25 protein-coding genes are annotated in these 22853 nt (G+C 71.6%); 13 read left to right on the plus strand and 12 right to left on the minus strand.

Annotation, left to right across the window (positions count from 1 at the left end; genetic code table 11):
- Positions 1-47: 47 nt before the first annotated feature.
- Positions 48-1787, minus strand: a complete 1740-nt coding sequence (lysS, locus tag ACZ5NJ_RS23140) for a lysine--tRNA ligase (protein ID WP_468767003.1) — start codon at positions 1785-1787, stop codon at positions 48-50.
- A 191-nt stretch (positions 1788-1978) separates the two neighbouring features.
- Between lysS and argS the strand changes: the two genes are divergently transcribed.
- The gene (argS, locus tag ACZ5NJ_RS23145) at positions 1979-3742 is read left to right on the plus strand and encodes an arginine--tRNA ligase (RefSeq protein WP_468767004.1); all 1764 of its coding nucleotides are present in this window, start codon (positions 1979-1981) and stop codon (positions 3740-3742) included.
- 95 nt (positions 3743-3837) lie between these two features.
- On the plus strand, positions 3838-4191 hold the full coding sequence (locus tag ACZ5NJ_RS23150; protein ID WP_468767005.1) for a DUF6247 family protein: 354 nt from the start codon (positions 3838-3840) through the stop codon (positions 4189-4191).
- 94 nt (positions 4192-4285) lie between these two features.
- Here ACZ5NJ_RS23150 and ACZ5NJ_RS23155 read toward each other — a convergent pair whose 3' ends face one another.
- The gene (locus ACZ5NJ_RS23155; RefSeq protein ID WP_468767006.1) at positions 4286-4477 is read right to left on the minus strand and encodes a hypothetical protein; all 192 of its coding nucleotides are present in this window, start codon (positions 4475-4477) and stop codon (positions 4286-4288) included.
- A gap of 195 nt (positions 4478-4672) precedes the next feature.
- On the opposite strand from ACZ5NJ_RS23155, the gene ACZ5NJ_RS23160 reads away from it, so the two are divergent.
- From ACZ5NJ_RS23160 to ACZ5NJ_RS23200, 9 genes are all read left to right on the plus strand, one after another.
- Positions 4673-6217, plus strand: a complete 1545-nt coding sequence (locus ACZ5NJ_RS23160; protein ID WP_468767007.1) for an alkaline phosphatase — start codon at positions 4673-4675, stop codon at positions 6215-6217.
- Positions 6218-6290: 73 nt separating this feature from the next.
- Positions 6291-6839, plus strand: coding sequence for a hypothetical protein (locus ACZ5NJ_RS23165; RefSeq protein WP_468767008.1), 549 nt, complete (start codon positions 6291-6293; stop codon positions 6837-6839).
- A 110-nt stretch (positions 6840-6949) separates the two neighbouring features.
- Positions 6950-7399, plus strand: coding sequence for a hypothetical protein (locus tag ACZ5NJ_RS23170; protein WP_468767014.1), 450 nt, complete (start codon positions 6950-6952; stop codon positions 7397-7399).
- Positions 7400-7407: 8 nt separating this feature from the next.
- Entirely contained in the window at positions 7408-9252 is a 1845-nt protein-coding gene (locus ACZ5NJ_RS23175) for an alpha/beta hydrolase (protein WP_468767015.1), read from the plus strand.
- Positions 9253-9355: 103 nt separating this feature from the next.
- Entirely contained in the window at positions 9356-9808 is a 453-nt protein-coding gene (locus ACZ5NJ_RS23180) for a hypothetical protein (protein ID WP_468767017.1), read from the plus strand.
- Between the two features lie 93 nt (positions 9809-9901).
- Positions 9902-10333, plus strand: a complete 432-nt coding sequence (locus tag ACZ5NJ_RS23185; RefSeq protein ID WP_468767018.1) for a DUF3995 domain-containing protein — start codon at positions 9902-9904, stop codon at positions 10331-10333.
- On the plus strand, positions 10330-10842 hold the full coding sequence (locus ACZ5NJ_RS23190) for an RNA polymerase sigma factor (RefSeq protein WP_468767019.1): 513 nt from the start codon (positions 10330-10332) through the stop codon (positions 10840-10842). The genes ACZ5NJ_RS23185 and ACZ5NJ_RS23190 overlap by 4 nt, the downstream gene beginning before the upstream one ends.
- Positions 10839-11267 (plus strand): hypothetical protein, encoded by a 429-nt coding sequence (locus ACZ5NJ_RS23195; protein WP_468767020.1) that lies wholly within the window; start codon positions 10839-10841, stop codon positions 11265-11267. Before ACZ5NJ_RS23190 ends, ACZ5NJ_RS23195 begins: the two co-directional genes overlap by 4 nt.
- Positions 11268-11377: 110 nt before the next feature.
- The gene (locus ACZ5NJ_RS23200) at positions 11378-12175 is read left to right on the plus strand and encodes a VOC family protein (protein ID WP_468767074.1); all 798 of its coding nucleotides are present in this window, start codon (positions 11378-11380) and stop codon (positions 12173-12175) included.
- An 85-nt stretch (positions 12176-12260) separates the two neighbouring features.
- On the opposite strand, the gene ACZ5NJ_RS23205 is transcribed toward ACZ5NJ_RS23200, so the two are convergent.
- Together ACZ5NJ_RS23205 and ACZ5NJ_RS23210 are read right to left on the minus strand one after the other, a co-directional pair.
- Positions 12261-12875, minus strand: a complete 615-nt coding sequence (locus ACZ5NJ_RS23205) for a contact-dependent growth inhibition system immunity protein (RefSeq protein ID WP_468767022.1) — start codon at positions 12873-12875, stop codon at positions 12261-12263.
- 427 nt (positions 12876-13302) lie between these two features.
- On the minus strand, positions 13303-13773 hold the full coding sequence (locus tag ACZ5NJ_RS23210) for an ATP-binding protein (protein ID WP_468767024.1): 471 nt from the start codon (positions 13771-13773) through the stop codon (positions 13303-13305).
- A gap of 140 nt (positions 13774-13913) precedes the next feature.
- Between ACZ5NJ_RS23210 and ACZ5NJ_RS23215 the strand changes: the two genes are divergently transcribed.
- Together ACZ5NJ_RS23215 and ACZ5NJ_RS23220 are read left to right on the plus strand one after the other, a co-directional pair.
- Positions 13914-14738, plus strand: a complete 825-nt coding sequence (locus tag ACZ5NJ_RS23215) for a helix-turn-helix domain-containing protein (protein WP_468767025.1) — start codon at positions 13914-13916, stop codon at positions 14736-14738.
- The gene (locus ACZ5NJ_RS23220; protein WP_468767026.1) at positions 14735-14914 is read left to right on the plus strand and encodes a DUF397 domain-containing protein; all 180 of its coding nucleotides are present in this window, start codon (positions 14735-14737) and stop codon (positions 14912-14914) included. The genes ACZ5NJ_RS23215 and ACZ5NJ_RS23220 overlap by 4 nt, the downstream gene beginning before the upstream one ends.
- Here ACZ5NJ_RS23220 and ACZ5NJ_RS23225 read toward each other — a convergent pair.
- The 8 genes from ACZ5NJ_RS23225 to ACZ5NJ_RS23260 all read right to left on the minus strand — a co-directional run bounded on the left by ACZ5NJ_RS23225 (position 14904) and on the right by ACZ5NJ_RS23260 (position 22666).
- Entirely contained in the window at positions 14904-15176 is a 273-nt protein-coding gene (locus ACZ5NJ_RS23225; RefSeq protein WP_468767027.1) for a DUF1876 domain-containing protein, read from the minus strand. The genes ACZ5NJ_RS23220 and ACZ5NJ_RS23225 overlap by 11 nt on opposite strands.
- Positions 15177-15233: 57 nt before the next feature.
- Entirely contained in the window at positions 15234-15719 is a 486-nt protein-coding gene (locus ACZ5NJ_RS23230; RefSeq protein ID WP_468767028.1) for a carboxymuconolactone decarboxylase family protein, read from the minus strand.
- 147 nt (positions 15720-15866) lie between these two features.
- Positions 15867-16868, minus strand: coding sequence for a porphobilinogen synthase (gene hemB / locus ACZ5NJ_RS23235; RefSeq protein WP_468767029.1), 1002 nt, complete (start codon positions 16866-16868; stop codon positions 15867-15869).
- Positions 16869-16938: 70 nt separating this feature from the next.
- Positions 16939-17295 carry a hypothetical protein gene (locus ACZ5NJ_RS23240; protein ID WP_468767030.1) on the minus strand — a complete coding sequence of 119 codons (357 nt, stop codon included), beginning with the start codon at positions 17293-17295 and terminating at the stop codon, positions 16939-16941.
- 145 nt (positions 17296-17440) lie between these two features.
- Entirely contained in the window at positions 17441-19111 is a 1671-nt protein-coding gene (locus ACZ5NJ_RS23245; protein WP_468767031.1) for a bifunctional uroporphyrinogen-III C-methyltransferase/uroporphyrinogen-III synthase, read from the minus strand.
- Positions 19108-20064, minus strand: a complete 957-nt coding sequence (gene hemC, locus ACZ5NJ_RS23250) for a hydroxymethylbilane synthase (protein ID WP_468767032.1) — start codon at positions 20062-20064, stop codon at positions 19108-19110. The genes ACZ5NJ_RS23245 and hemC overlap by 4 nt, the downstream gene beginning before the upstream one ends.
- Positions 20061-21842, minus strand: a complete 1782-nt coding sequence (locus ACZ5NJ_RS23255; RefSeq protein ID WP_468767033.1) for a glutamyl-tRNA reductase — start codon at positions 21840-21842, stop codon at positions 20061-20063. The genes hemC and ACZ5NJ_RS23255 overlap by 4 nt, the downstream gene beginning before the upstream one ends.
- Complete coding sequence (locus ACZ5NJ_RS23260) at positions 21839-22666, minus strand: redox-sensing transcriptional repressor Rex (protein WP_468767034.1); 828 nt, start codon at positions 22664-22666, stop codon at positions 21839-21841. Before ACZ5NJ_RS23260 ends, ACZ5NJ_RS23255 begins: the two co-directional genes overlap by 4 nt.
- Between the last annotated feature and the right edge of the window lie 187 nt (positions 22667-22853).

Genomic DNA, 22853 nt, shown 5'->3' on the forward strand with positions numbered 1-22853 from the left:
GTGACTCCGGTGGTGCGGGCCCTTCCGTTTCAGCGGTGCCCGCGGCCTCAGGCGGCGAGCAGCTTGCGGACCCGGTCCGCCCCGACCGCGAGGAGCAGCGTGGGCAGGCGGGGGCCGGTCTCGCGGGTGACGAGCAGGCGGTAGAGCAAGGCGAAGAACTCGCGCTGGGCGACCTTCAGCTCCGGCGTCGGCTTGGCGTCGGGCTCCAGGCCGGCCATCACCTTCGGGACGCCGTAGACGAGGGTGGTGAGCCCGTCGAGCGACCAGTGGGTGTCGAGGCCCTCCAGCAGCATGGCCAGGGAGCGGCGGGCGTCCTCGTCGAGGGAGGCGAGCAGCTCGGCGTCGGGCTCCTCGCGGACGAGGGTGCGCTGGTCGGCCGGGACCTGGGTGGTGATCCAGTTCTCGGCGCGGTCCAGGCGCGGGCGGACGTCGTCCAGGGAGGTCAGCGGCTGCGACGGGTCCAGGTCGGAGAGGATCCGGAGCGTCTGCTCGTCGTGTCCGGCGGTGATGTCGACGACCGACGCGAGGGTGCGGTACGGCATCGGGCGCGGGGTGCGGGGCAGCTCGTGGGAGGCCACGCGGACGGCGCGGGAGTGGGCGGCGGCGTCGGCCGGCAGCACGGAGCCGTCGGCGACCTTGCCCTCCAGCTTGTCCCACTCGTCGTACAGGCGCTGGATCTCCTGGTCGAAGGCGATCTTGAAGGACTGGTTCGGGCGGCGGCGCGCGTACAGCCAGCGCAGCAGCTGCGGTTCCATGATCTTCAGCGCGTCGGCCGGGGTGGGGACGCCGCCCTTGCTGGAGGACATCTTGGCCATGCCGCTGATGCCGACGAACGCGTACATCGGGCCGATGGGCTGCTCGCCGCCGAAGAGGCCGACGATCTGGCCGCCGACCTGGAAGGAGGAGCCCGGGGAGGAGTGGTCGACGCCGGAGGGCTCGAAGACGACGCCCTCGTAGGCCCAGCGCATGGGCCAGTCGACCTTCCAGACCAGCTTGCCGCGGTTGAACTCGGAGAGCTTGACGGTCTCGGTGAACTGGTCCTCGGTGCAGACGTAGGTCAGCTCGGTGGTCTCGTCGTCGTACGCGGTGACCTTGGTGAAGTCCTTGTTGCACGCGCCGCAGTAGGGCTTGTACGGGAAGTACTCGGCGCCCTCGGCACTGCCGTCGTCCTCGCCCGCGGCGCCGGAGCCCTCGGCGGCCTCGATCTCGGCCTCGTCGAGGGGCTTCTGCTGGGGCTTCTTGCCGCCCGGCTTCTGCTTGGTGCGGTACTGGTCGAGGACGGCGTCGATGTCGCCGCGGTGCTTCATCGCGAACAGGACCTGGTCGCGGTAGGCGCCGGAGGTGTACTGCTCGGTCTGGCTGATGGGGTCGTACTCGACGCCCAGCTCGGCCAGGGAGGCGACCATGGCGGCCTTGAAGTGCTCGGCCCAGTTCGGGTACGGGGAGCCCTCGGGGGCGGGCACGGAGGTCAGCGGCCGGCCGATGTGCTGGGCGTGGGACTCCTCGGTGACGCCGGGGATGCCCTTGGGGACCTTGCGGTAGCGGTCGTAGTCGTCCCAGGAGATGAGGTGGCGGACCTCGTGGCCCCGGCGGCGGATCTCGTCCGCGACCAGGTGCGGGGTCATGACCTCGCGCAGGTTGCCCAGGTGGATCGGGCCCGAGGGGGAGAGGCCGGACGCGACGACGATGGTTTTGCCCGGGGCTCGGCGCTCCGCCTCGGCGATGACCTCGTCCGCGAAACGGGAGACCCAGTCGGTCTCTGTGTTGCTCTGCGCGCTCTGAGCCACGACACGTCCTTCTATCTCGAATGCTGGCTTCGGCCATTCTCCCAGACGGAAGGGGCCGCTCCGGGGTTGCTTCCGTCTGGTGATACGGCAGGCGATATGCCGAGAACCAGGCAGCCTCCGCGTGGGATACTCGGCACTTGTCGAAAGCGCCCAAGACCCACTCGGGCACAACCTCACAGGAACGGCAGCTCATGGCCTCGGTCCCTTCCCTCGCCTCCTCCGTCGAACAGCGCGTCTCGGACGCCCTCGCCTCCGCCCTGCCGGAGGCCGGTGCGGCCGACCCGCTGCTGCGACGAAGCGACCGGGCCGACTTCCAGGCCAACGGCATCCTGGCGCTCGCGAAGAAGGCCAAGGCCAACCCGCGCGAGCTGGCGACGACCGTGGTCGAGGCCATCCCCACCGGCGACCTGATCAAGGACATCGAGGTCTCGGGCCCCGGTTTCCTCAACATCACCGTCTCGGACGAGGCGATCGTCCGGACGCTCGCGGCGCGCGCCGCCGACGACCGCCTCGGCGTGCCGCTGTCGCCGTCCGCGGGCACCACGGTGATCGACTACGCGCAGCCGAACGTGGCCAAGGAGATGCACGTCGGCCACCTGCGCTCCGCCGTGATCGGCGCGGCGATGGTGGAGATCCTGGAGTTCACGGGCGAGAAGGTGGTGCGCCGCCACCACATCGGCGACTGGGGCACCCAGTTCGGCATGCTGATCCAGTACCTGCTGGAGCACCCGCACGAGCTGGACCACAAGGGCGGGGAGGGCGAGGCCTCCGGCGAGGAGGCCATGTCCAACCTCAACCGCCTCTACAAGGCCTCGCGCGCGCTGTTCGACTCCGACGAGGAGTTCAAGACGCGGGCCCGGGCCCGGGTGGTGGACCTCCAGGCGGGCGACGAGGAGACCCTCGCCCTGTGGCAGCGGTTCGTGGACGAGTCGAAGATCTACTTCTACTCGGTCTTCAACAAGCTGGACATGGACATCCAGGACCCGGACGTGGTCGGCGAGTCCGGCTACAACGACATGCTGGCGGAGACCTGCAAGCTGCTGGAGGACTCGGGCGTGGCCGTCCGCTCCAACGGCGCGCTGTGCGTGTTCTTCGACGAGTACAAGGGCCCGGACGGCAACCCGACGCCGCTGATCGTCCAGAAGTCGGACGGCGGCTTCGGCTACGCCGCGACCGACCTGTCGGCGATCCGCGACCGCGTGGGCAACCTGAAGGCGGACACGCTGATCTACGTCGTGGACGCCCGCCAGGGGCTGCACTTCAAGATGGTCTTCGAGACGGCCCGCCGCGCCGGCTGGCTGAACGAGGACGTCAAGGCCGTCCAGCTGGCCTTCGGCACGGTCCTGGGCAAGGACGGCAAGCCGTTCAAGACCCGCGAGGGCGAGACGGTCCGGCTGGTGGACCTGCTGGACGAGGCCGTCGAGCGGGCCGCCTCCGTGGTCCGGGAGAAGGCCCAGGACCTCACGGAGGAGGAGATCGCCGAGCGTGGGGCCCAGGTGGGCATCGGCGCGGTGAAGTACGCCGACCTGTCGACGTCCGCGTCCCGCGACTACAAGTTCGACCTGGACCAGATGGTCTCCCTGACCGGCGACACGTCCGTGTACCTCCAGTACGCGTACGCCCGTATCCAGTCGATCCTGCGCAAGGCGGGCGAGGCCCGCCCGGCCGCTCACCCGGAGCTGGAGCTCACGCCCTCGGAGCGGGCGCTCGGCCTGCACCTGGACGGCTTCGGCGAGCTGGTGGCGGAGGCCGCGTCCGAGTACGCCCCGCACAAGCTGGCCGCGTACCTGTACCAGCTGGCGTCGCTCTACACGACGTTCTACGCGGAGTGCCCGGTCCTCAAGGCCGACACCCCGGAGCAGGTCGAGAACCGCCTGTTCCTGTGCGACCTGACCGCCCGCACCCTGAGCAAGGGCATGTCCCTCCTGGGCATCCGCACCCCCGAGAAGCTCTGACGCACCACCCCACGACGGCCCCCGGCGCAAGCACCCCGCGCCGGGGGCCGTCGCGTTCTATCGTGGGAGGCGTCCGATCCGAGGAGGAGCCGGGAATGACGACCGCGACGCCTGCGCCGGGTGAATCCGTACCGCCGATGCCGGAGTACACGCCGAAGGCCCTGCGCGCCGCCATAGCCGCTCACGCACCGGCCCTGCTACCGGACTTCGACTCCGCCTGGCGGCGACAGATCTGCGACGCCTACGACATCGGCCCGGTCCCGGCGTTCATGGCTCGCTGGTGGGGTGAATACGCCCTCGCGCGCGACCCCGGGCTCGACCAGCACGTGGCCGACCTGGAAGCCCGTGCCGCCGAAGCCACGGACGCCGACGTGGCCCGTGGCCTCCTGGACGCGGCTTCCCGCATCCGCCACCGGCTGCGTGCCGTGAGGCCCTCTTCGAGCTGCTGACCGCGCGCCACCCGTACCGCGGGGAGAACGTCGATCCAGATCTTCTGGCAGTAGCCGGCCCCTGACGCCCGGCAGGCCGAAGGCGCCACACCGGTCACGTTTCGCGGCGGCGGCCTGCGTCCAGGTCGCGGAGCACGTCGTCGGCGATCCCGGCGATGACGTCCCTGGCTGACGGTGTCGTGGGCTCCTGCTCCAGGGGGCCGCGGGTCTGTGTCCCGTGCGGACCGGAGTTCGGCGCAGCCGGCGCCTCCGGCTCGGTCGGCGGTTCTTCGGAGGGATCGCGCACAGCGGTCGTTCTCCACGGTGCGGCCGCCCGGCCGCGCCCTCCGGCCGGGCGGCGCCCCAAGCGACCCCACTCCTGACCGTGCCCTGTCATGCCCGCCCTGTTCGGCCGGGCAATACCAAGCGGTAGCGTCCCGTTCACACAGCCCTCTTACGTTCGGCCCGACCGTGCCGAACACCCGAGGGGAATCTCCCGCACATGCGCAGACCGTTGAAGACGCTCACCGTCCTGGCCATCGCCAGTGCCGTGGCCGCCGGCACCGCCGTCACCGCGAACTCCGCGCCCCGGCAGAGCGACTCGCACCAGGACATCCGGAACGTCATCTACCTGCTCGGTGACGGCATGGGCCGCACCCACGTGACGGCCGCCCGGGACCGGTTCGTGGGCGCCGGCGGCAAGCTCACCATGGAGACCCTCCCGAACACGGGCGCGGTCGCCACCTACGCCGTGGAGAAGAACAGCGCCAAGCCGGCCCTGGTCACCGACTCGGCCAGCTCCGCGACCGCCTGGGCCTCCGGTGTGAAGACCTACAACGCGGCCATCGGCGTGGACGCGTACGAGAAGAAGGTCGGCACGCTGATGGAGCAGGCCCACGCGGCCGGCTTCGCCACGGGCAACGTCTCCACCGCCGAGATCACCGACGCCACCCCGGCCGCCCAGTTCAGCCACGCGCTGCTGCGCGGCTGCCAGGGCCCGACGTACTCGGACGCCGCCTGCCTGCCCAAGAAGGACGACGGCAGCTACGAGGCCGCCCCGGCCGACAAGACCCTGATCACCCCGATCGCCGAGCAGATCGCCCGCAACGGCACCGCCGACGTCATCCTCGGCGGCGGCCTGGCCCGCTTCGAGCCGGACGACCAGAAGGCGCTCCAGGCGCAGGGCTACCAGGTCCTCGGCAGCTTCGGCGACCCGGGCCTGCCCGCGCAAACGGCCGCCAGCCAGAAGGTCGCCACCAAGGCCGACCTGGACAAGGCCAACGGCAAGAAGGTCATCGGCCTGTTCAACCGCGGCAACCTGACCGTGGAGCACAACAAGGCGGCCCTGCCGGCCGACGCCCCGCAGAAGCAGGAGCCCTCGCTCGCGGACATGACCCGCAAGTCGATCCAGCTGCTGACCGACCGCAAGCAGGGCGGCTCGTACGACCGCGGCAAGCCGAAGAAGGGCTTCTACCTCCAGGTCGAGGGCGCCCAGATCGACAAGCGTTCGCACGCGAACGACGCCGCGCAGACCCTCGACGAGGTCAAGGCCTTCGACGACGCGGTCAAGGCCGCCTACGAGTTCGCGAAGAAGGACGGCCACACCCTCGTGGTCGTCACGGCGGACCACGAGTGCGCCGGCTTCAACATCATCGAGAAGGGCACGTACACCAACGCCGAGGCGGTGGCGCCCCCGGCGAACACGGACTCCGGCAACCCGGCCAACAACAGCGTCCCCTCGCGTTCCTCCTCGGGCGCCAAGGACCCGGTCCGCTCCAGCGGCATCGTCAACGGCGCGGGTGCCGGTGACACGAAGAACTTCGCCCCGGCGACCTTCCGCACCCCGGACGACCCGGCGGGCGTCAAGGACGGCAGCCCCGAGGCCAGCCTGTGGCTGACCTACCTGTCCGGCAACCACACCGGCGCCGACGTCCCGATCTTCGCCTACGGCCCGGGCGGCAACGCCTTCGCCACCAGCCAGATCAACACCGAGCTGTACGGCAAGCTGTACCGCTCGCTGTTCGGCCGCTCCCCGCAGCAGCACTGATCCCCGGGCGGCCGGGGCCGGGGGCGCACTCCCCCGGCCCCGGCCGCCCGCTTTTCCTCCAGGAGCATCCCCGATGTCGCTGACGTACCTCCCCCGCGCGGCCGCCGCCGTCACCGCCGTGGCCGCCCTCCTCACGCTGGCCACCGGCTGCTCGGGCGGCTCCGCGGCCCCGTCGGCGGCCAAGGACCCGGGCCCGGCCGCCGCTGCCCCGGTGTCCCTGCCGGCCCCGCGCAGCGCGCCCTCCCCGGCCGCCGTCCTCACCCCCGCTCCCGCCGCGGGCGAAGTCCGCACCGAGCAGGGACCGTTCACGGACCGCGTGCAGCTGACGAACACGCGCCTGACGACCGGCGCCCCGTCCGTCACCGGGCACATCGCCATCAGCTCGGACGTCAGCGACACCCTGGCCCTGGAGATCACGGCCGCCTACTACGACGCGCAGGGCCGCCTCCTGGGCACGGGCACCTTCCACTACCAGGAGGAGGGCGAGGAGGGCCACGCGGGGCAGCCGCACACGGGCCCCCGCGCGGTGGGCGACGGCATCGACTTCACCGTCCCCGCCGACCGCCTCACGGGCACCCCGGCGAGCGCGGTCCTCTCGATCCCGGTCCTGGTGAACGAGTAACCCCCGGGGCCGCCCTGGCCCCTGGCCCCGGGCCCCGGTCGGCCAAGCGGAACCTGCTCATAGGATGACCCGTCAATCACACCGATCGCGATGACGGGGGCCGATTCCGCATGACGACCACCTTCGAAGCAGAGTGGGCGAGCCTCAAGCAACAGGCCGCCTCCCCACCGCAGATGCACCTCGCGAGCGCCGCCGCGGCCGACGGCGGCGGCGGAGGTGGCAGCGAGGACCTGAAGTCCGACAAGACGGTCTGGAACCGGGCCGCCCAGGACCTCGGCGGCCTGGCGACCAACGTCAAGACCGCCCTGACCGGACTCGGCGACGGACAGAAGGGCGCCGCACAGGCCGGAGTCGAGAGCGCCACCGCACAGGACGAGCTCTACCAGTCCTGGAAGACGTACCTGGAGGGCCTGGCGGGCAAGTGCTCCGCGCTCCAGGGCCCGCTCCAGAAGGCCGGCGAGGGCCAGTACGCGAACGACGAGGCCGTCAAGAGCGGATTCGACCAGGTCAACGGCCAGTACAAGGACACCCCCGCCACCGGCGGCGACGGGGACCGGTGAGCTGACCCATGGACTACGCGGCACTCAAAGCCCTCAAACCCTCCGAGTTCACGGAGGCCGCCGACGGCTACAAGACCGCCAGCAGCATGGCCGACCACGCCTACGGCGACACCGAGGGCCAGATCTCGGCCCGGCTGCGGGCCGGCCTGTCCGGCGTGGCCGTCGAGGCGGCCCTGGGCTCGCTCCGGGAGCTGGCGAAGAACTTCCACTACGTACAGACCGAATGCGCGCTCGCCGCGACCTCCCTCAAGGCGCTCGCCGCCGCGTTCACCGACGCCAAGCGGAAACTGGAGGACGCCGTCGAGGACGCGGCCGCCGCCAAGTTCACCGTGGGCGCGGACGGTTCGGTCACCTTCCCGCCGGGCGGAGAACCCAAGGACGGCAAGGTCCCCGACGGCGGCACCGTCACCGGCAGCGCCAAGGGCAAACCGTCCGGCGGGGTCATCGACCCGACCCGCGACGCCAACGACCTGGCCTCCGCCCTGGAACGGCAGGCGGCCGCCATCCACCCCAACCCGAACTTCGGCAAGGCCGTGGAGATCGCCAACCGGATCGCGCAGGCCGTCGCCGAGGCGACCGAAGCCGACACCCAGTGGGCGCCCAGGCTCCGCAAGCTCAAGGCGGACGACGACCTCGTCGTCTCCGACCGCGACTGGACGGACGTCCAGAGCGACACCTCCGACGTCCGCACCGCCGCGAAGGACTACCTGGACCACATCAAGCCCCCGCCCAAGGGCGACGACCCCAAGGCGAACGCCGGCTGGTGGAACGGCCTCAGCCCCGACGACCAGTCCGCCTACCTGTCCCTGAACGCCGCCCAGGTCGGCGCCCTGGACGGGCTGCCCTCCGTCGTCCGCGACGAGGCCAACCGCACCGTCCTGGCGGAGAAGACGGCCGAGTTCCAGATCAGGTACGACGGGATCCCGCCGGTCCCGAAGAAGTGGATCGGACTGGGCCGCGCCACCCGGGTCAACCCCGAGTGGCGGGAGTGGCAGGACAAGTACGCCGACGACAAGGCGTTCCTGGAGCGCAACCTCAAGGGCATGAAGGCCGTGCAGGACCGCTTCGACCAGACGGGCCAGGACGGCCTCCCGGAGGCCTACCTCCTCGGCCTCGACACCAAGGGCGGCGGCCGGTCCATCGTCGCCAACGGCAACCCGGACACGGCGACGCACACCGCGGTCTTCGTCCCCGGCACGTTCACCGACATAGCCAAGACCGAGCAGTATCTGCACCACACAAGTGAACTGTGGAGGCAGACGCACGCTCTGGTGCCCGGGGAAAACGTGTCCACCATCAGCTGGATCGGCTACGACGCCCCGCAGAGCATCGTCCCGGAGGCGATGAAGAAGCACTACGCCTTCGACGCGGCCCCCGACCTGAACCACTTCATGGCGGGCCTGGAACACGTCCAGGGCGGCGCTGACAAGAGCCACACCACGATCATCGGCCACAGCTACGGCAGCACGGTCGTCGGCGCCGCATCCAACGCGGGCGACCTGCGCGCCGACGACATCATCGCGGTCGGCAGCCCCGGCATGATGGTCAAGCACGCTGGCGACCTGGATGTCGGCGCGGACCACGTCTGGTCCCAGGCCGCCTCCACGTGGGACGACCAGGTGCCGCTCGGCGGCAAGATCGCGGGGCTCGGCGGCGACACCGAGATGTGGCAGGAACTGCTGCCGTTCGGCACGGTGTGGGGCTCGAACGTACCCTCGGACGAGGATTTCGGCGCCCACATCATGGCCAACGACTCCGACAGCCACACCGACTACTGGCGGGACGGCTCGGCGAGTGTCAAGAACCAGGCGAACGTGATCGCCGGTCACTACGGAAAGGTCCAGCGTGGCTGACATACGAAGTTCGGTCGGCCGGCGCCGTATCTCCGGCGTGCGGGCCCTGGCCCTCGCGGTCGCCATCGCGTCACTGTCAGCGCTCTCTGTGGGGTGTTCGAACATGAAGGAACTCGACTACACGCCGGTGCGGATGGATCCGGACCCGGCGCGTCAGAAGGCCAAGGCCGTCTCCAGCCGCCTGCTGGAGATGACCGGGATCAAGGGCAAGGTGACCGAGCCGGGCCCGGGCGTCTCGCGCTGCGACGAGTACGGGGACGACCTGTTCTCCCTGAGGCACCCGTGGTCGGTGTACGCCCTGACTGACGAGCAGGTGGACACGGGCATGGCGAACCTGCGCAAGGCGCTCGTCGCGAACGGCTGGAAGATCACCAAGGACGGCAAGGCCAAGACCAAGGATCAGGACCCCGAGATCTGGGCCGAGAACAAGGGGGAAGGCTTCGCCATGAACGTCGTCGCGATGAAGGACGGGGGTAACCAGACGATGCTCAACTTCACCGTGGTCTCCGCCTGCTACCGCGCCGCCTCCGCCTCCGCCCTGGACGGCGTCTACTGACATGTGGCGCGGGCCACACGGAACCTCCGGCCCGCCCGGGACCTCCTCGGTGTGCACGGCACCCGGACCCACCGAGGGGGACCCCACATGCCCATGACCGACACGACACGGCGCCGCACCGGCACCGCGCTCGCCGCGCTCCTGGCCGCCGACGGCCTGGCGCACCTGTACTGGGCCACCGGCGCCACCTGGCCCGCCTCCGGCGAACGCGCGCTCTCCCTGGCGGTCCTCGGCACGGAGGTGTCCTTCGCCCCGCCCGTCGTCCTGCCCCTGGCCGCGGTGACCCTCACCGCCGGGGCCGCCGTCCTCGCGCACTCCCGCGGCCGCGGCGGCCGGGCCGCCCGGGCCGTCACCGGCGCGGTGGCGGCGGGTCTGGCCGTACGGGGCCTCGCGGGCCTGGGCTGGGCCGCCGGGCTCCTGCCCAGCCCGCCCGACAGCCCCTTCCACACCCTCAACCTCGCCCTCTACACCCCCGCCTGCCTCGGCTTCGGCTGGGCGGCCGCACGGCTGGCCCGCGCCAGATGACCCCGGCCGACCGCGAACGCGGCATCTCCCTCGCCCGCGCGGCCCGCGCCGGGAACACCCTCGCGCTGCACGGGCTGCTCGACCACCTCACCCCGTACGTCACCCGGATCTGCACACCCATCGCCCTCGCGGACGGCCCCGACGCCGCCCAGGAGGCGCTGCTGGCCGTCTTCACCGCCCTGCGCTCCCTGCGCGACCCCGAGGCCCTGTACGGGTGGGTGCGGGCCATCGCCGTCCGCGAGGCCGTCCGCACGGCCCAGCGCACCTCCCGCGCCCGCCCCACGCCCGACCTCACCGACCTCCCGGCCAAGGGCGACCCCCACCTGGCCTCCGACATCGAGGACGTCCTCGCCCGCCTCTCCCCCGCCCACCGGGCGGTGCTCGTCCTGCGGGACGTGGAGGGCCTGGACGAGGAGGCCGCGGCCGCCGTCCTGAACATCCCGCCCGGCACGGCCAAGTCCCGCCTGCACCGGGCCCGTTCCAGCTTCCGAAAGGCATGGTCCGCATGACGCCGCACATGGACGACGTCCACCGCCTCCACATCATGGCCGCGGGAGTGCGCGGGGCCCAGGTCGTGGAACGGACCCTCCCGGCCCCCTTCGAGGAGGTCTGGCCGGCCATGGCCGATCTCGCCTTCCTCCCCGACCTCCGGCACACCCGCCTCCTGCGCACCGACGGCGACCGGATCGAACTCCTGGCCCGCAGCAAGTACGGCTTCCGCGCCCACCTGCGCGGCTACCGCCGCCCCGGCTGGTGCTGGCTCCAGAGCCGCTTCCTCCTGGTCGGCGTGGCGGCCGCCCCCGCCCCGGGCGGCACCCGCATCGCCCTGACGGGCGGAGTCCGCGTCCCGACCCGCGCGGCGGTCCTCCCCTTCGGCACCACCCCGGAACTCCACACGGCCGCCACTCGCCTGGCCTCCCGCGTGGGGGTCTAGGCCGTACCCGGGACGGCGCGTCACCCGCACGGCGCGATTCCGTCGCCGCGGGGCCGGGTATGGGTCGGCCCGTCCACCCCCGTCCCACCCCGGAGGCCCCCGTGCCCGACATGAACGGCCCCTACAAGCCCGGCACCCCCTGTTGGATCGACCTCATGGTCCCCGACCAGCAGGCCGCCATCGACTTCTACAGCGACCTCTTCGGCTGGCAGGGCGAAGTGGGCCCGCCCGAGCAGGGCGGCTACGCCGTCTGCACTCTCAAGGGCAAGCCGGTCGCCGGCATCATGAAGGCGATGAACCCGGACGGCACGACCCCCGACCCCCTGCCGCCCACCGTGTGGACCACCTACCTGTCCACGGACAGCATCGACTCCACCGTCAAGTCCGTCACCGACGCCGGCGGCACCGTCATGATGGGCCCGATGGACGTCATGGACCTCGGCCGGATGGCCGTGATCACCGACCCGGCCGGCGCCGTCGTCGGCCTCTGGCAGCCCGGCACCTTCGACGGCGCGGCCATCGTCAACGAGCACGGCGCCCTGATCTGGAACGAGCTGTCCACCCCCGACCTGGCGGCGGCATCGGCCTTCTACTCCTCGATCCTGCCCGTCACCACGGCCCGCTCCGAGATGCCCGGCGCCGAGGAGTACATCGAGTTCCAGGTCGCCGGCCGCGCGGTGGGCGGGATGATGGACCTGAGCAAGCTCCCGCCGGGCGTCCCGCCGCACTGGCAGCCGTACTTCCACGTGGACAGCGTGGACGACATCCAGGCGGCCGCCGTCCGCGCCGGCGGCACCGTCCTCGCCCCCGCCTTCGACATGGCGGCGGGCCGCATGGCCGTCCTGACCGACCCCCAGGGCGGCGCGTTCTCCGTCATCACCGCCTCCATGCAGGAACAACCGTCCTGACGGGCCCGGCAGGTCCGCGCCGCCCTCCCACAAGGGCGGCGCGCCCGACATCCCACGCCCTGGTTCCCTGCAGACAGATGTGTTGCTACCCCTGCAGACGGTGGATGACGATCTCCCGCACGTCTGCCAGCCATCGGCGAAGCCGCACACCCTGCGGCGGGGCCACTCCGAGACCGATCGTCGCAGCAGACTTCTTGAGCACCGGATCCGTTTCGTTGATACTCAAGAATTCCCTGATCTCGTCCGCCACACGGCGGAGGTCAGCCTCGGAGACACCTGAAATGTAGTCGTCCAGCGCTTCCCTGTGCGACGAGTACTCAAGCGAAAAATCTTGATGGAAATACGCACCCAACAGCTGCGTCAGCTCGGGGAACCGCTCTCTCCATTCCCATGAGGTCTGGGGAGGGATCCGATCCGCAGGCGTCCTTCCTGCCAGGAAGTCGTTGAGGTGATGGCGGATAACGGCCAGGCACTCCTCAACAGTCTTACCGCGAGGTGGGTTGATATGCGGCAGCAGGTCGACGTCATTCGCGATCTCATCACTGAACAGGCCGGTTACCAAGAGATCATCGATCTCTGCCGCCGCCTCGGCCGCCCACGCGGGATGGGACGCCGCTTGCCTCAGATAGGCAGCGAGCGCAGGACCGCCATGCTCGTCCGTGTCATCGAAGGAATAGCCGGTAGCCTCATAGGAACGCAAGAGCCTACGCAGTTCACGAAAACGATCACCCGACGGTGACACCTGTTCACACCCTTACTACTCTTGACCTACGGGACGGGGAATGAAGTGAGGACCCGATACCCGCTCTCGGCAGACGGGTCCACCATCGCCGCGTGGATGCTCGCCAAACCCTCCTTGAGGATTCCCGTGGACTTTTCGATACGGTCAACGATCGATCCGTATTTCTCATGGAACTGCTTTCCGGGTTGCCATCGTCACTCACCCGTGTCCCCTCCCGCTGCTACTGCGACCACCGACCCTGGTCGGAGCCGGTCACCCGGAACCGCGGCCGGCGGAAAGAACAAGCAAACGTCACAGGCCTGACCGGCCCCGCCCCGGCCTCAGAAGGGGGGGCCAGGGAGAGTCCGGCGGAGGCGTCGGGGTCTCGCGCCCGCCGTCGCGCTGATCAGCTCCTTGGGCGTGGCCCGGCGTCGGCGTCCAGTTCCGTGATCGACTCCGTCAGGACCCGGGCGTTGCGCGGAGACCGCAGGAGGTGGGCCGTCTCCTGCCAGGCTCCGTCGCAGCGGAACTCGGCCCAGACGACCTTCCCCGGCGACCGGGGCAGCACCCCCCACATGTCGGAGACGGCCTCCACGAGCCGCAGCCCGTTCCCCGGGGCCCGCCCCAGCATCCGCGACCGCCCGGGCCCGCTGTCGTGCACCTCGACGCGCACGCAGCACCCGAAGCCGAGCAGCCGCACGCGGTAGGACCGGCCGCGCGGCACCCCGTACCGCAGGGCGTTGGTTGCCAGCTCACTGACACAGAGCACGATGTCGTCCCGCCGGTCCGGGAGCCCCCAGACGTCGAGCGTCTCGCGCGTGAAATCCCGCGCGGCGGCGACCGTTTGGTAAGCCCGGGGGAACAACCGCTCGCGCATGAGGCCGGGTTGAGTATTTAGGTTCACGGGACGATGGTGGCGGCGAGTGATTAGCTTGTGACCCAGCGCCAACCCGTACTCCGCCCTGAGTACGGGTCGATTCAGGGTAATCCGCATGCCCAGGTGGGGAGTCCATCGCCATGCCACCCAAGAAGCGCCCGCGCGCCAACGCGACGACGATGAAGATGGTCGGCAAGCAGGTAGCCGCCGCCAGGATCGCCAAGAACCTGACCCAGAGGCAGCTCGCCGACCTGATCAAGGTGGACGAGGAGACCATCGCGTCCATTGAGCAGGGCCGCCGCATGCTCATGCCGCATCTCGCCGAGCTGATGGACCTTCACCTGGGGCTGCCGGGGATGCTGACCGTGGCTGCCCTCGGGATGCCCGAAAGGGATCCGAGCCCTCCCTGGTCGGAGGAGTACATGGACCTGGAGAAGACCGCGATCACGATCAGCTGGTACGACGCCATGGTCATTCCGGGCCTTCTCCAGACCGAGAGCTACATGCGGGCGCTCTTCCGGTGCAACATCCCGGCCCACCTGCCGGAGGAAATCGAGACCCTCACCGCCCGGCGGCTCGCCAGGACGAGGATCCTGCACCGCAAGCAGCCCCCCGCCCTCCCCTTCGTCGTCTCGGAGGCGGCGCTCCGCGACCGGATCGGCGGCGACGCCGTCTACACGGAGCAGGTGCGCCACCTCCTGGCCTGCATGGAGATTCCGCAGGTGACCCTCCAGGTGCTGCCGCTCGGCCTCACGTACCACCCGGCGACCTCCGGATCGTTCAACATGCTGGAGACGCCCGATCACGAACACATCGGCTACTTCGAAGGCCAGCACGGCAGCAAGCTGGTCACCAGCCCCGGCGAGGTCAGCACCCTGGCCCAGCGATATGCCATGCTGCGAACTCAGGCCCTCAACCCCCAGTCGACACAGGGCCTGTTGAGAAAGCTGCTAGGAGAGCTATGAGCACCGAACTGAAGTGGTTCAAGTCAAGTCACAGCAGCAGCCAGGGCGACGCGTGCGTCGAGGTCGCCACCACCCCCACCACCGTCCACGTCCGGGACTCCAAGGTCGAGGACGGGCCCGTCCTCGACCTCGGTCCCGGCAGCTGGGCGGCGCTCACCGGCTGGGTCAGCGAGTGATCGGGTACGACGTGCGGCCCGACGCGTCGTCGATCTCGCCGTGCGCCTTGCTCAGCAACTGTTCCTTCAAATCGTTCAGCGCGCGGGCCGCCGCGATCTCCTCGCCCACCCGGGCCTGATTACCGTCACTGGGGTGACGGCTGGCGTAGCCGTGGCCCCGGACCTCGTTCCCGTCCGGGAGCCGGACCATGGCCGCCGCCCGCGTGCGCTTGTTGTCCTCCTGGAACTCCATCTCCACATGCCATCCGACGGCATCCTTCATGGCGATCACCTCCGTGGCCGCTGAATTCCAGGGTGCACCCGGCGGCGCCCCCGCGCATCAGGTCCACTGCTTCGAGGCGGACTCCCCCGGCAGCGGCTTGCCGATCAGGGCCAGCGGGATGAAGAAGTTGACCTGGCTGATCGCGAGGACCAGGGTCGTCAGCGCCTTCTCGTCGTAGTGCCGCGCCGCCTCCGCGTACAGCGCGTCCGGGACCCGCTCGGTGCCGGCCGCCGGAGCCGTCAGGACGGCCTCCGCGAGGGCGAGGGCCGCCCGCTCGGCCGGGGTGAAGCAGGTGGCGTCCGCCCAGGAGGAGACGGCGGTGATGCGCTCCTCGGTCTCACCGGCCGCGCGCAGGGCGCCGGTGTGCATCGTCGTCAGGTAGGTGTTGGCGACGATCTGGCCCGCCCGCAGGTGCACCAGCGAGATCGTGGACTGCGGGACCGTGCCGTTGCCGATCACCTTGAACAGCATCCCGGTCAGCGCGCCGAGGTCGGGCAGCGTCTTCACGGGGTTGGACATGCGGGAACGGGGGGTCTCGGTCATGGTCGGCCTCTTCTCGGATCGGCGTCGGCGTGTGGTTCTCACTGCACTGACCCGTCCCGCGAGGCGGATGTGACAGCCCGAGGGGAAAAACTTCGGGGCGCCGGGGGCCGGACCCGCGCGCGGCCCGCCCCCCGCCGCCCCCGGAGGTCACCGCTCGTGGCGCAGCCAGCCCGCGACCTCGGTCGCCCAGTACGTCAGGATCGTGTCGGCGCCCGCCCGCTTGATGCCGAGGAGGGTCTCCATGATCGCCCGGTCGCGGTCGATCCAGCCCTTCTCCGCGGCCGCCTCGACCATCGCGTACTCGCCGCTGATCTGGTACGCCGCCACCGGCACGTCCACGGCCTCGGCGACCCGTTGGAGGATGTCCAGGTACGGGCCCGCCGGCTTGACCATGACCATGTCGGCGCCCTCCTCCAGGTCGAGCGCCAGCTCGCGCAGGGACTCGCGGGCGTTCGCCGGGTCCTGCTGGTAGGTCTTGCGGTCGCCCTGGAGGGAGGAGGCGACGGCCTCGCGGAAGGGGCCGTAGAAGGCGGAGGAGTACTTGGCCGTGTAGGCGAGGATCGCCACGTCCTCGTGGCCCGTCTCGTCCAGCGCGTCGCGGACCACGCCGACCTGGCCGTCCATCATGCCGCTGGGGCCCACGACGTGGACGCCGGCGTCGGCCTGGACCTGGGCCATCTCCGCGTACCGCTCCAGCGTCGCGTCGTTGTCGACGCGGCCGTTCTCGTCCAGGACCCCGCAGTGGCCGTGGTCGGTGTACTCGTCCAGGCACAGGTCCGACATGATCACCAGGTCGTCGCCGACCTCGGAGCGCACGTCGCGGATCGCCAGCTGGAGGATGCCGTCGGGCTCGGTGCCCGCCGTGCCCAGCGCGTCCTTGTTCTCGTCCGCCGGGACGCCGAAGAGCATGATCCCCGCCACGCCCGCCTCGACCGCCTCCACGGCGGCCTTCCGCAGGGTGTCCCGGGTGTGCTGGACCACGCCCGGCATCGCCGAGATCGGCAGGGGCTCGCTGATGCCCTCCCGGACGAACGCCGGCAGGATCAGGTCCGAGGGGTGCAGCCGGTACTCGGCGACCATCCGCCGCATCGCCGGGGTGGTCCGCAGCCGGCGGGGCCGCGAGCCGGGGAAGGATCCGTACGCGCTCATCTTCTAGTCGCCTCTTCGAGCATCGACAGCAGTCGCCCCAAGCCTAGGCCCCGTTCCCAGGCCCCCGTTCCTAGGGCCAGTCGACCAGCGCCGAGAAGACGAACGTGTCCAGCACCACCAGCCCCGGCGCGGCGATCGCCAGCCCCAGGCGCCGGGCCGTATGGCGCACCCGCCAGGGCAGCGCCCAGCACCACACCAGCAGCACCAGGACCACCACCAGACCCGCCGTGAACACCGTCCAGGCGGTCTGGAAGCTCGCGTCGAAGGCGTGCGCGGCGGCGGTGTCGCAGGCGTCGCAGGCCATCGGCGACATCCCCGCGAAGAACAGCGCCAGCAGGGCCATCGGCAGCGTCAGCAGGGTGGAGACCAGCGGGGCCACGAAGGCCCGCGGGGCCGGGGCGTCACCGGAGGGCGGGTTCTCGGTCATGCCCCCATCCCACCGCGCCCCGCCCGCCACCGGAACCCGCGCCGCTACTCACTCCCGCCTGGGTACCCGGTACGCCGAAGGGGCCCGGGCGCTCTGCGCACCCGGGCCCCTCCCGCCACCACCGCGGCTAACGCCGCTAAGGCGCTCACGTCGTACGACGGCGCCGCGCGCCCGGACGGCGCTCGCTCGGCCGGGCCACGGCCTCGCCGGCCTCCTTGGCCGCCTCGCGGCGGGCCTCCCCGTACGCGGCCAGCGCCTCCGCCAGCTTGCCCACGCTCGGCTCCGGCGACAGCACGTCCACGCGCAGGCCGTGCTCCTCCGCCGTCTTGGCCGTCGCCGGCCCGATACAGGCGATGACGGTCACGTTGTGCGGCTTGCCCGCGATGCCGACCAGGTTGCGGACGGTCGAGGACGACGTGAAGAGAACGGCGTCGAAGCCGCCGCCCTTGATCGCCTCACGGGTGTCCGCCGGCGGCGGCGAGGCGCGCACGGTCCGGTAGGCGGTGACGTCGTCCACCTCCCAGCCCAGCTCTATCAGCCCGGCCACCAGGGTCTCGGTGGCGATGTCGGCGCGCGGCAGGAAGACACGGTCGATCGGGTCGAAGACCGGGTCGTACGGCGGCCAGTCCTCCAGCAGACCGGCGGCCGACTGCTCACCGCTGGGCACCAGGTCCGGCTTCACACCGAACTCGACCAGCGCGGCGGCCGTCTGCTCGCCGACCGCGGCCACCTTGATCCCGGCGAAGGCGCGCGCGTCGAGCCCGTACTCCTCGAACTTCTCCCGCACCGCCTTGACGGCGTTCACCGACGTGAAGGCGATCCACTCGTAGCGGCCCGTCACCAGACCCTTGACCGCCCGCTCCATCTGCTGCGGGGTGCGCGGCGGCTCCACGGCGATGGTCGGCACCTCGTGCGGCACCGCGCCGTACGAGCGCAGCTGGTCGGAGAGCGAAGCGGCCTGCTCCTTGGTGCGCGGCACGAGCACCCGCCAGCCGAACAGCGGCTTCGACTCGAACCAGGCCAGCTCCTCGCGGCGCGCGGCGCCGCCCTGCTCACCGACCACGGCTATCACCGGGCGCGCGCCCTCGGGGGAGGGGAGCACCTTGCCCTGCTTGAACACCTGGGCGATCGTGCCCAGGGTCGCCGTCCAGGTCCGCTGCCGGGTCGTCGTACCGCCGACGGTCACCGTCAGCGGGGTCTCCGGCTTGCGCCCGGCCGACACCAGCTCGGCGGCCGCGGCGGCGACCGTCTCCAGGGTGGCGGAGACGACCACGACACTGCTCTCGCTGGCGCCCACCTCGGCCCAGCAGCGCGGCGAGGCGTGCCGGGCGTCGACGAAGCGGACGTCCGCGCCCTTGTCGCCGCGCAGCGGCACACCCGCGTACGCCGGCACGCCGACGGCGGTCGCGACACCGGGCACCACCTCGAAGGGGATCCCCTCGTTGGCGCAGGCCAGCATCTCGGCGGCGGCGTTCCCGTCGAGCCCCGGGTCGCCGGTGACGGCACGGACGACCCGCCTGCCGGAGCGCGCGGCCTCCATGACAAGATTGGCGGCGTCGCGGATCACCGGGACCCCGGCGGCTGCTGACTTCTCGTCAGCGACCGTCAGCTGCGGCGTGTCGACACCCGCGCGCGCATGGGTCCGTACGACGTCGAGCACCTCGGGCTCGGCGACCAGCACGTCCGCCGCGGCGAGCGCCTCCACGGCGCGCAGCGTCAGCAGACCCGGGTCGCCGGGGCCGGCACCCAGGAAGGTGACCAGACCCTGGACCGCGACGGCCGGGAATGCGGAGGGGGTGGGGCTTGAGGGGTTCAAAGGGATCGCTCCCCCATCAGACCGGCCGCGCCCTTGGCCAGCATCTCGTCCGCGAGTTCGCGGCCGAGCGCCATGGCCTCGTCGTACGACTGGGGCACGGGACCGGTGGTGGACAGCTGCACCAGCGTGGAACCGTCGAGGGTCCCGACGACACCACGCAGGCGCATTTCATTGACAATCTGGCCGTCGGCGAGGGCACCCACGGGCGCGCTGCAGCCGGCCTCCAGGGCCGCGAGCAGGGCCCGCTCCGCGGTCACCGCGGCCCGGGTGTACGGGTCGTCCAGCCGGCCGAGCGCGGCGATCAGCTCCGTGTCGGACGCCAGGCACTCCACGGCCAGGGCTCCCTGGCCGGGCGCGGGCAGCACGTTGTCGACCGACAGCAGGTCGGTCGCCTCGTCACCGCGCCCGATGCGGTTCAGGCCGGCGGCGGCGAGGACGACCGCGTCGAGCTCACCGTCGCGCACGAACTGGATCCGGGTGTCGACGTTGCCGCGGATGGCCACGCACTCGACCGACTTGCCCAGCTGCTTCGCGTACGCGTTCAGCTGCGCCATCCGGCGCGGCGAGCCGGTACCGATCCGGGCCCCGTCCGGGAGCTGCTCGAAGGTCAGCCCGTCGCGCGCCACGAGGGCGTCGCGCGGGTCCTCCCGCTTCGGCATGGCCGCGATGACCAGCTCGTCGGGCTGCGCGGTCGGCAGGTCCTTCAGCGAGTGCACGGCGAAGTCGACCTCGCCGCGCACGAGCGCGTCGCGCAGCGCGGTGACGAACACGCCGGTGCCGCCGATCTGCGCGAGGTTCTCACGGGACACGTCGCCGTACGTCGTGATCTCCACGAGCTCCACGGGCCGGCCGGTGACCGCCCGGACCGCCTCGGCGACGTGCCCGGACTGGGACATGGCCAGCTTGCTGCGCCGCGTGCCAAGCCTGAGGGGCTGGTCGGGACGTGAGTTCATGATGCCCGTCCTGGGTCGTCGTTCTTCGGATCGGCCGCGTCCGCCCGGCTGACGGATGCCACCGTCTGAGGGTCGAGGTCGAAGAGTTCACGCAGCGCCTCCGCGTACCCGGCGCCGCCGGGCTCGCTCGCGAGCTGCTTCACGCGCACGGTCGGCGCGTGCAGGAGCTTGTCGACGACGCGGCGCACGGTCTGGGTGACCTCCGCGCGCTGCCGTTCGTCGAGGTCCGGTACCCGCCCGTCGAGGCGCGCCACCTCCATGGCGACGACCTCGGCGGCCATCGCCCGCAGGGCGACGACGGTCGGGGTGATGTGCGCGGCCCGCTGCGCCGCCCCGAAGGCCGCGACCTCCTCGGCCACGATCCCCTTCACCGCGTCGACGTCGGCGGCCATCGGCGCGTCCGCGGACGCCTCCGCCAGGCTCTCGATGTCGACGAGGCGCACGCCCGGGATCCGGTGCACGGCGGCGTCGATGTCCCGGGGCATGGCCAGGTCCAGCAGCGCGAGCCGTACGGGGACGGCCCCGTCACCCTGGCTCCGCGCCACCCGCCGGGGCTGCTGCCGCTGCGCGGCGGCCTCCCCCTGATCGGCCCAGGCCCCGTGCAGCTCCAGCGACCCGGCGTCCACCCCGGCCAGCGCGGAGCGCCCGTCCCCGACGGGCACGTCCACGGGACACCCGTCGGCGACGGCGGGGGCCTCCGGCTGCCCGGCCGCGGCGGTGATGGTCCGCGCCGCCCCGGCGTCGGCCAGCCGCCGCCCGCCTTCGGCGGCGGCGACGAGCCGCGCGAGAACGTCGGCGTCGATCCCGGCCACGGCCGCGCCCGGCACGGACGCTCCGGCATCAGCCACATCCAGCCCCGCCGGCGTGTGAGGCGCTGGGGTGTGGGGGCGGAGCCCCCAGGGGGTCCGGGGCGCGGCCCCGGCCTCGCCCGCCCCCGCAGGGCCACCCGACACCGCCTCGGCCACGTCGTCGCCGGTCAGCACCAGCCCGGTGGCCCCCGTACAGGACACCACCACATCGGCCCGACCGAGCTCATCGGCGACCGCGGACATCGGAACGGCCCGCGCGGCGACACCGGTGCCCGAGGCAACCAGAATCTCCGCGAGACGCTCCGCCCGCTCCGCGGTCCGGTTCGCGACGGCGATCTCCGCGACCCCCACCCGCGCCAGCGTGGCGGCGGCCAGCGAGGACATCGACCCGGCGCCGATCACCAGCGCCCGCTTCCCCGCGGCCCAGTCCGCGACCGGCTCGCGCACGGCCAGCTGCTCCAGACCGAAGGTCACCAGCGACTGCCCGGCCCGGTCGATCCCGGTCTCCGAGTGCGCCCGCTTGCCGACCCGCAGCGCCTGCTGGAACAGGTCGTTGATCAGCCGCCCCGCGGTGTGGAGCTCCTGCCCCAGCGCCAGCGCGTCCTTGATCTGCCCGAGGATCTGCCCCTCGCCGACGACCATCGAGTCCAGCCCGCACGCCACCGAGAACAGGTGGTGCACCGCCCGGTCCTCGTAGTGGACGTAGAGATAGGGGGTGAGCTCCTCCAGCGCGACCCCGCTGTGCTGGGCCAGCAGCGTGGACAGCTCGGCGACACCGGCGTGGAACTTGTCCACGTCGGCGTACAGCTCGATCCGGTTGCAGGTGGCCAGCACCGTCGCCTCGGCCGCCGGCTCGGCGGCCAGGGTGTCGTGCAGCAGCTTGACCTTGGCGTCGGCGGACAGCGACGCCCGCTCCAGCACGCTCACGGGCGCGCTGCGGTGGCTCAGGCCAACGACGAGCAGACTCATGCCGGCATCACCGCCGGGACGTCGCCCTCGGGCCCGCCCTTGCGCGCGGCGGCGGCGCCCCGCCCGGCCGGCGGCTCGACGGCGGCGGCCGGAGCGGCCCCGGTCCCCCCGGCGGCAGCACCGGCAGCACCGGCAGCACCCTCGGCGGACGCACCCGTCTCCTCGCCGGCCTTGCGCTGCTCGTGGAACGCGAGGATCTGCAGCTCGATCGACAGGTCGACCTTGCGCACGTCCACCCCGTCCGGAACCTGGAGCACGGTGGGCGCGAAGTTCAGGATGGAGGTCACACCGGCGGCGATCAGCCGCTCGCTGACCTGCTGCGCGGCGCCCGCCGGGGTCGCGATGACCCCGATGGAGACGCCGTTCTCCTCGATGATCTTCTCCAGGTCGTCGGTGTGCTGCACGGGCATGCCCGCCACCGGCTTGCCGGCCATGGCCGGATCGGCGTCGATCAGCGCGGCCACGCGGAAACCGCGCGACGCGAAACCGCCGTAGTTGGCCAGGGCGGCGCCGAGGTTGCCGATGCCGACGATGACGACGGGCCAGTCCTGGGTCAGCCCGAGCTCGCGGGAGATCTGGTAGACGAGGTACTCGACGTCGTAGCCCACGCCACGGGTGCCGTAGGAGCCGAGGTAGGAGAAGTCCTTGCGCAGCTTCGCGGAGTTGACTCCGGCGGCGGCCGCGAGCTCTTCGGAGGACACCGTGGGTACCGAGCGCTCGGAGAGCGCGGTGAGGGCGCGCAGGTACAGCGGAAGCCGGGCGACAGTGGCCTCGGGAATACCTCGGCTGCGGGTCGCCGGTCGGTGAGTTCGGCCAGTTGCCACGATGCTCCTGCGGGATGAGCGGGGCTGTAGGCGGCCTCGTGTCCCAGGACCGCCCCGTCGAAAGCAGGCTATGTCTTTGTGAACGCGTGCACAAAGATTGTGTCCGCTTTGTCCGAGCAAAGTGACCGGGGTCACGCGGGCCGGGCGCATGGGGCCGGAACCGGGAACGGGCCGAACCCGTTCAAAT

The organism is Streptomyces sp. NPDC032091 (assembly GCF_055580265.1).

Coding starts and splice junctions, on each gene's coding strand:
- ACZ5NJ_RS23230 (WP_468767028.1), bottom strand. CDS start 15,719: ATGACCGAGACCCCCCGTTCCCGCATGTCCAACCCCGTGAAGACGCTG.
- ACZ5NJ_RS23240 (WP_468767030.1), bottom strand. CDS start 17,295: ATGACCGAGAACCCGCCCTCCGGTGACGCCCCGGCCCCGCGGGCCTTC.
- ACZ5NJ_RS23210 (WP_468767024.1), bottom strand. CDS start 13,773: ATGCGCGAGCGGTTGTTCCCCCGGGCTTACCAAACGGTCGCCGCCGCG.
- ACZ5NJ_RS23255 (WP_468767033.1), bottom strand. CDS start 21,842: ATGAGTCTGCTCGTCGTTGGCCTGAGCCACCGCAGCGCGCCCGTGAGC.
- hemB (WP_468767029.1), bottom strand. CDS start 16,868: ATGAGCGCGTACGGATCCTTCCCCGGCTCGCGGCCCCGCCGGCTGCGG.
- ACZ5NJ_RS23175 (WP_468767015.1), top strand. CDS start 7,408: ATGGACTACGCGGCACTCAAAGCCCTCAAACCCTCCGAGTTCACGGAG.
- ACZ5NJ_RS23180 (WP_468767017.1), top strand. CDS start 9,356: ATGAAGGAACTCGACTACACGCCGGTGCGGATGGATCCGGACCCGGCG.
- ACZ5NJ_RS23200 (WP_468767074.1), top strand. CDS start 11,378: ATGAACGGCCCCTACAAGCCCGGCACCCCCTGTTGGATCGACCTCATG.
- ACZ5NJ_RS23160 (WP_468767007.1), top strand. CDS start 4,673: ATGCGCAGACCGTTGAAGACGCTCACCGTCCTGGCCATCGCCAGTGCC.
- hemC (WP_468767032.1), bottom strand. CDS start 20,064: ATGAACTCACGTCCCGACCAGCCCCTCAGGCTTGGCACGCGGCGCAGC.
- ACZ5NJ_RS23225 (WP_468767027.1), bottom strand. CDS start 15,176: ATGAAGGATGCCGTCGGATGGCATGTGGAGATGGAGTTCCAGGAGGAC.
- ACZ5NJ_RS23215 (WP_468767025.1), top strand. CDS start 13,914: ATGCCACCCAAGAAGCGCCCGCGCGCCAACGCGACGACGATGAAGATG.
- ACZ5NJ_RS23220 (WP_468767026.1), top strand. CDS start 14,735: ATGAGCACCGAACTGAAGTGGTTCAAGTCAAGTCACAGCAGCAGCCAG.
- ACZ5NJ_RS23185 (WP_468767018.1), top strand. CDS start 9,902: ATGACCGACACGACACGGCGCCGCACCGGCACCGCGCTCGCCGCGCTC.
- ACZ5NJ_RS23190 (WP_468767019.1), top strand. CDS start 10,330: ATGACCCCGGCCGACCGCGAACGCGGCATCTCCCTCGCCCGCGCGGCC.
- ACZ5NJ_RS23165 (WP_468767008.1), top strand. CDS start 6,291: ATGTCGCTGACGTACCTCCCCCGCGCGGCCGCCGCCGTCACCGCCGTG.
- ACZ5NJ_RS23170 (WP_468767014.1), top strand. CDS start 6,950: ATGACGACCACCTTCGAAGCAGAGTGGGCGAGCCTCAAGCAACAGGCC.
- ACZ5NJ_RS23150 (WP_468767005.1), top strand. CDS start 3,838: ATGACGACCGCGACGCCTGCGCCGGGTGAATCCGTACCGCCGATGCCG.
- ACZ5NJ_RS23195 (WP_468767020.1), top strand. CDS start 10,839: ATGACGCCGCACATGGACGACGTCCACCGCCTCCACATCATGGCCGCG.
- argS (WP_468767004.1), top strand. CDS start 1,979: ATGGCCTCGGTCCCTTCCCTCGCCTCCTCCGTCGAACAGCGCGTCTCG.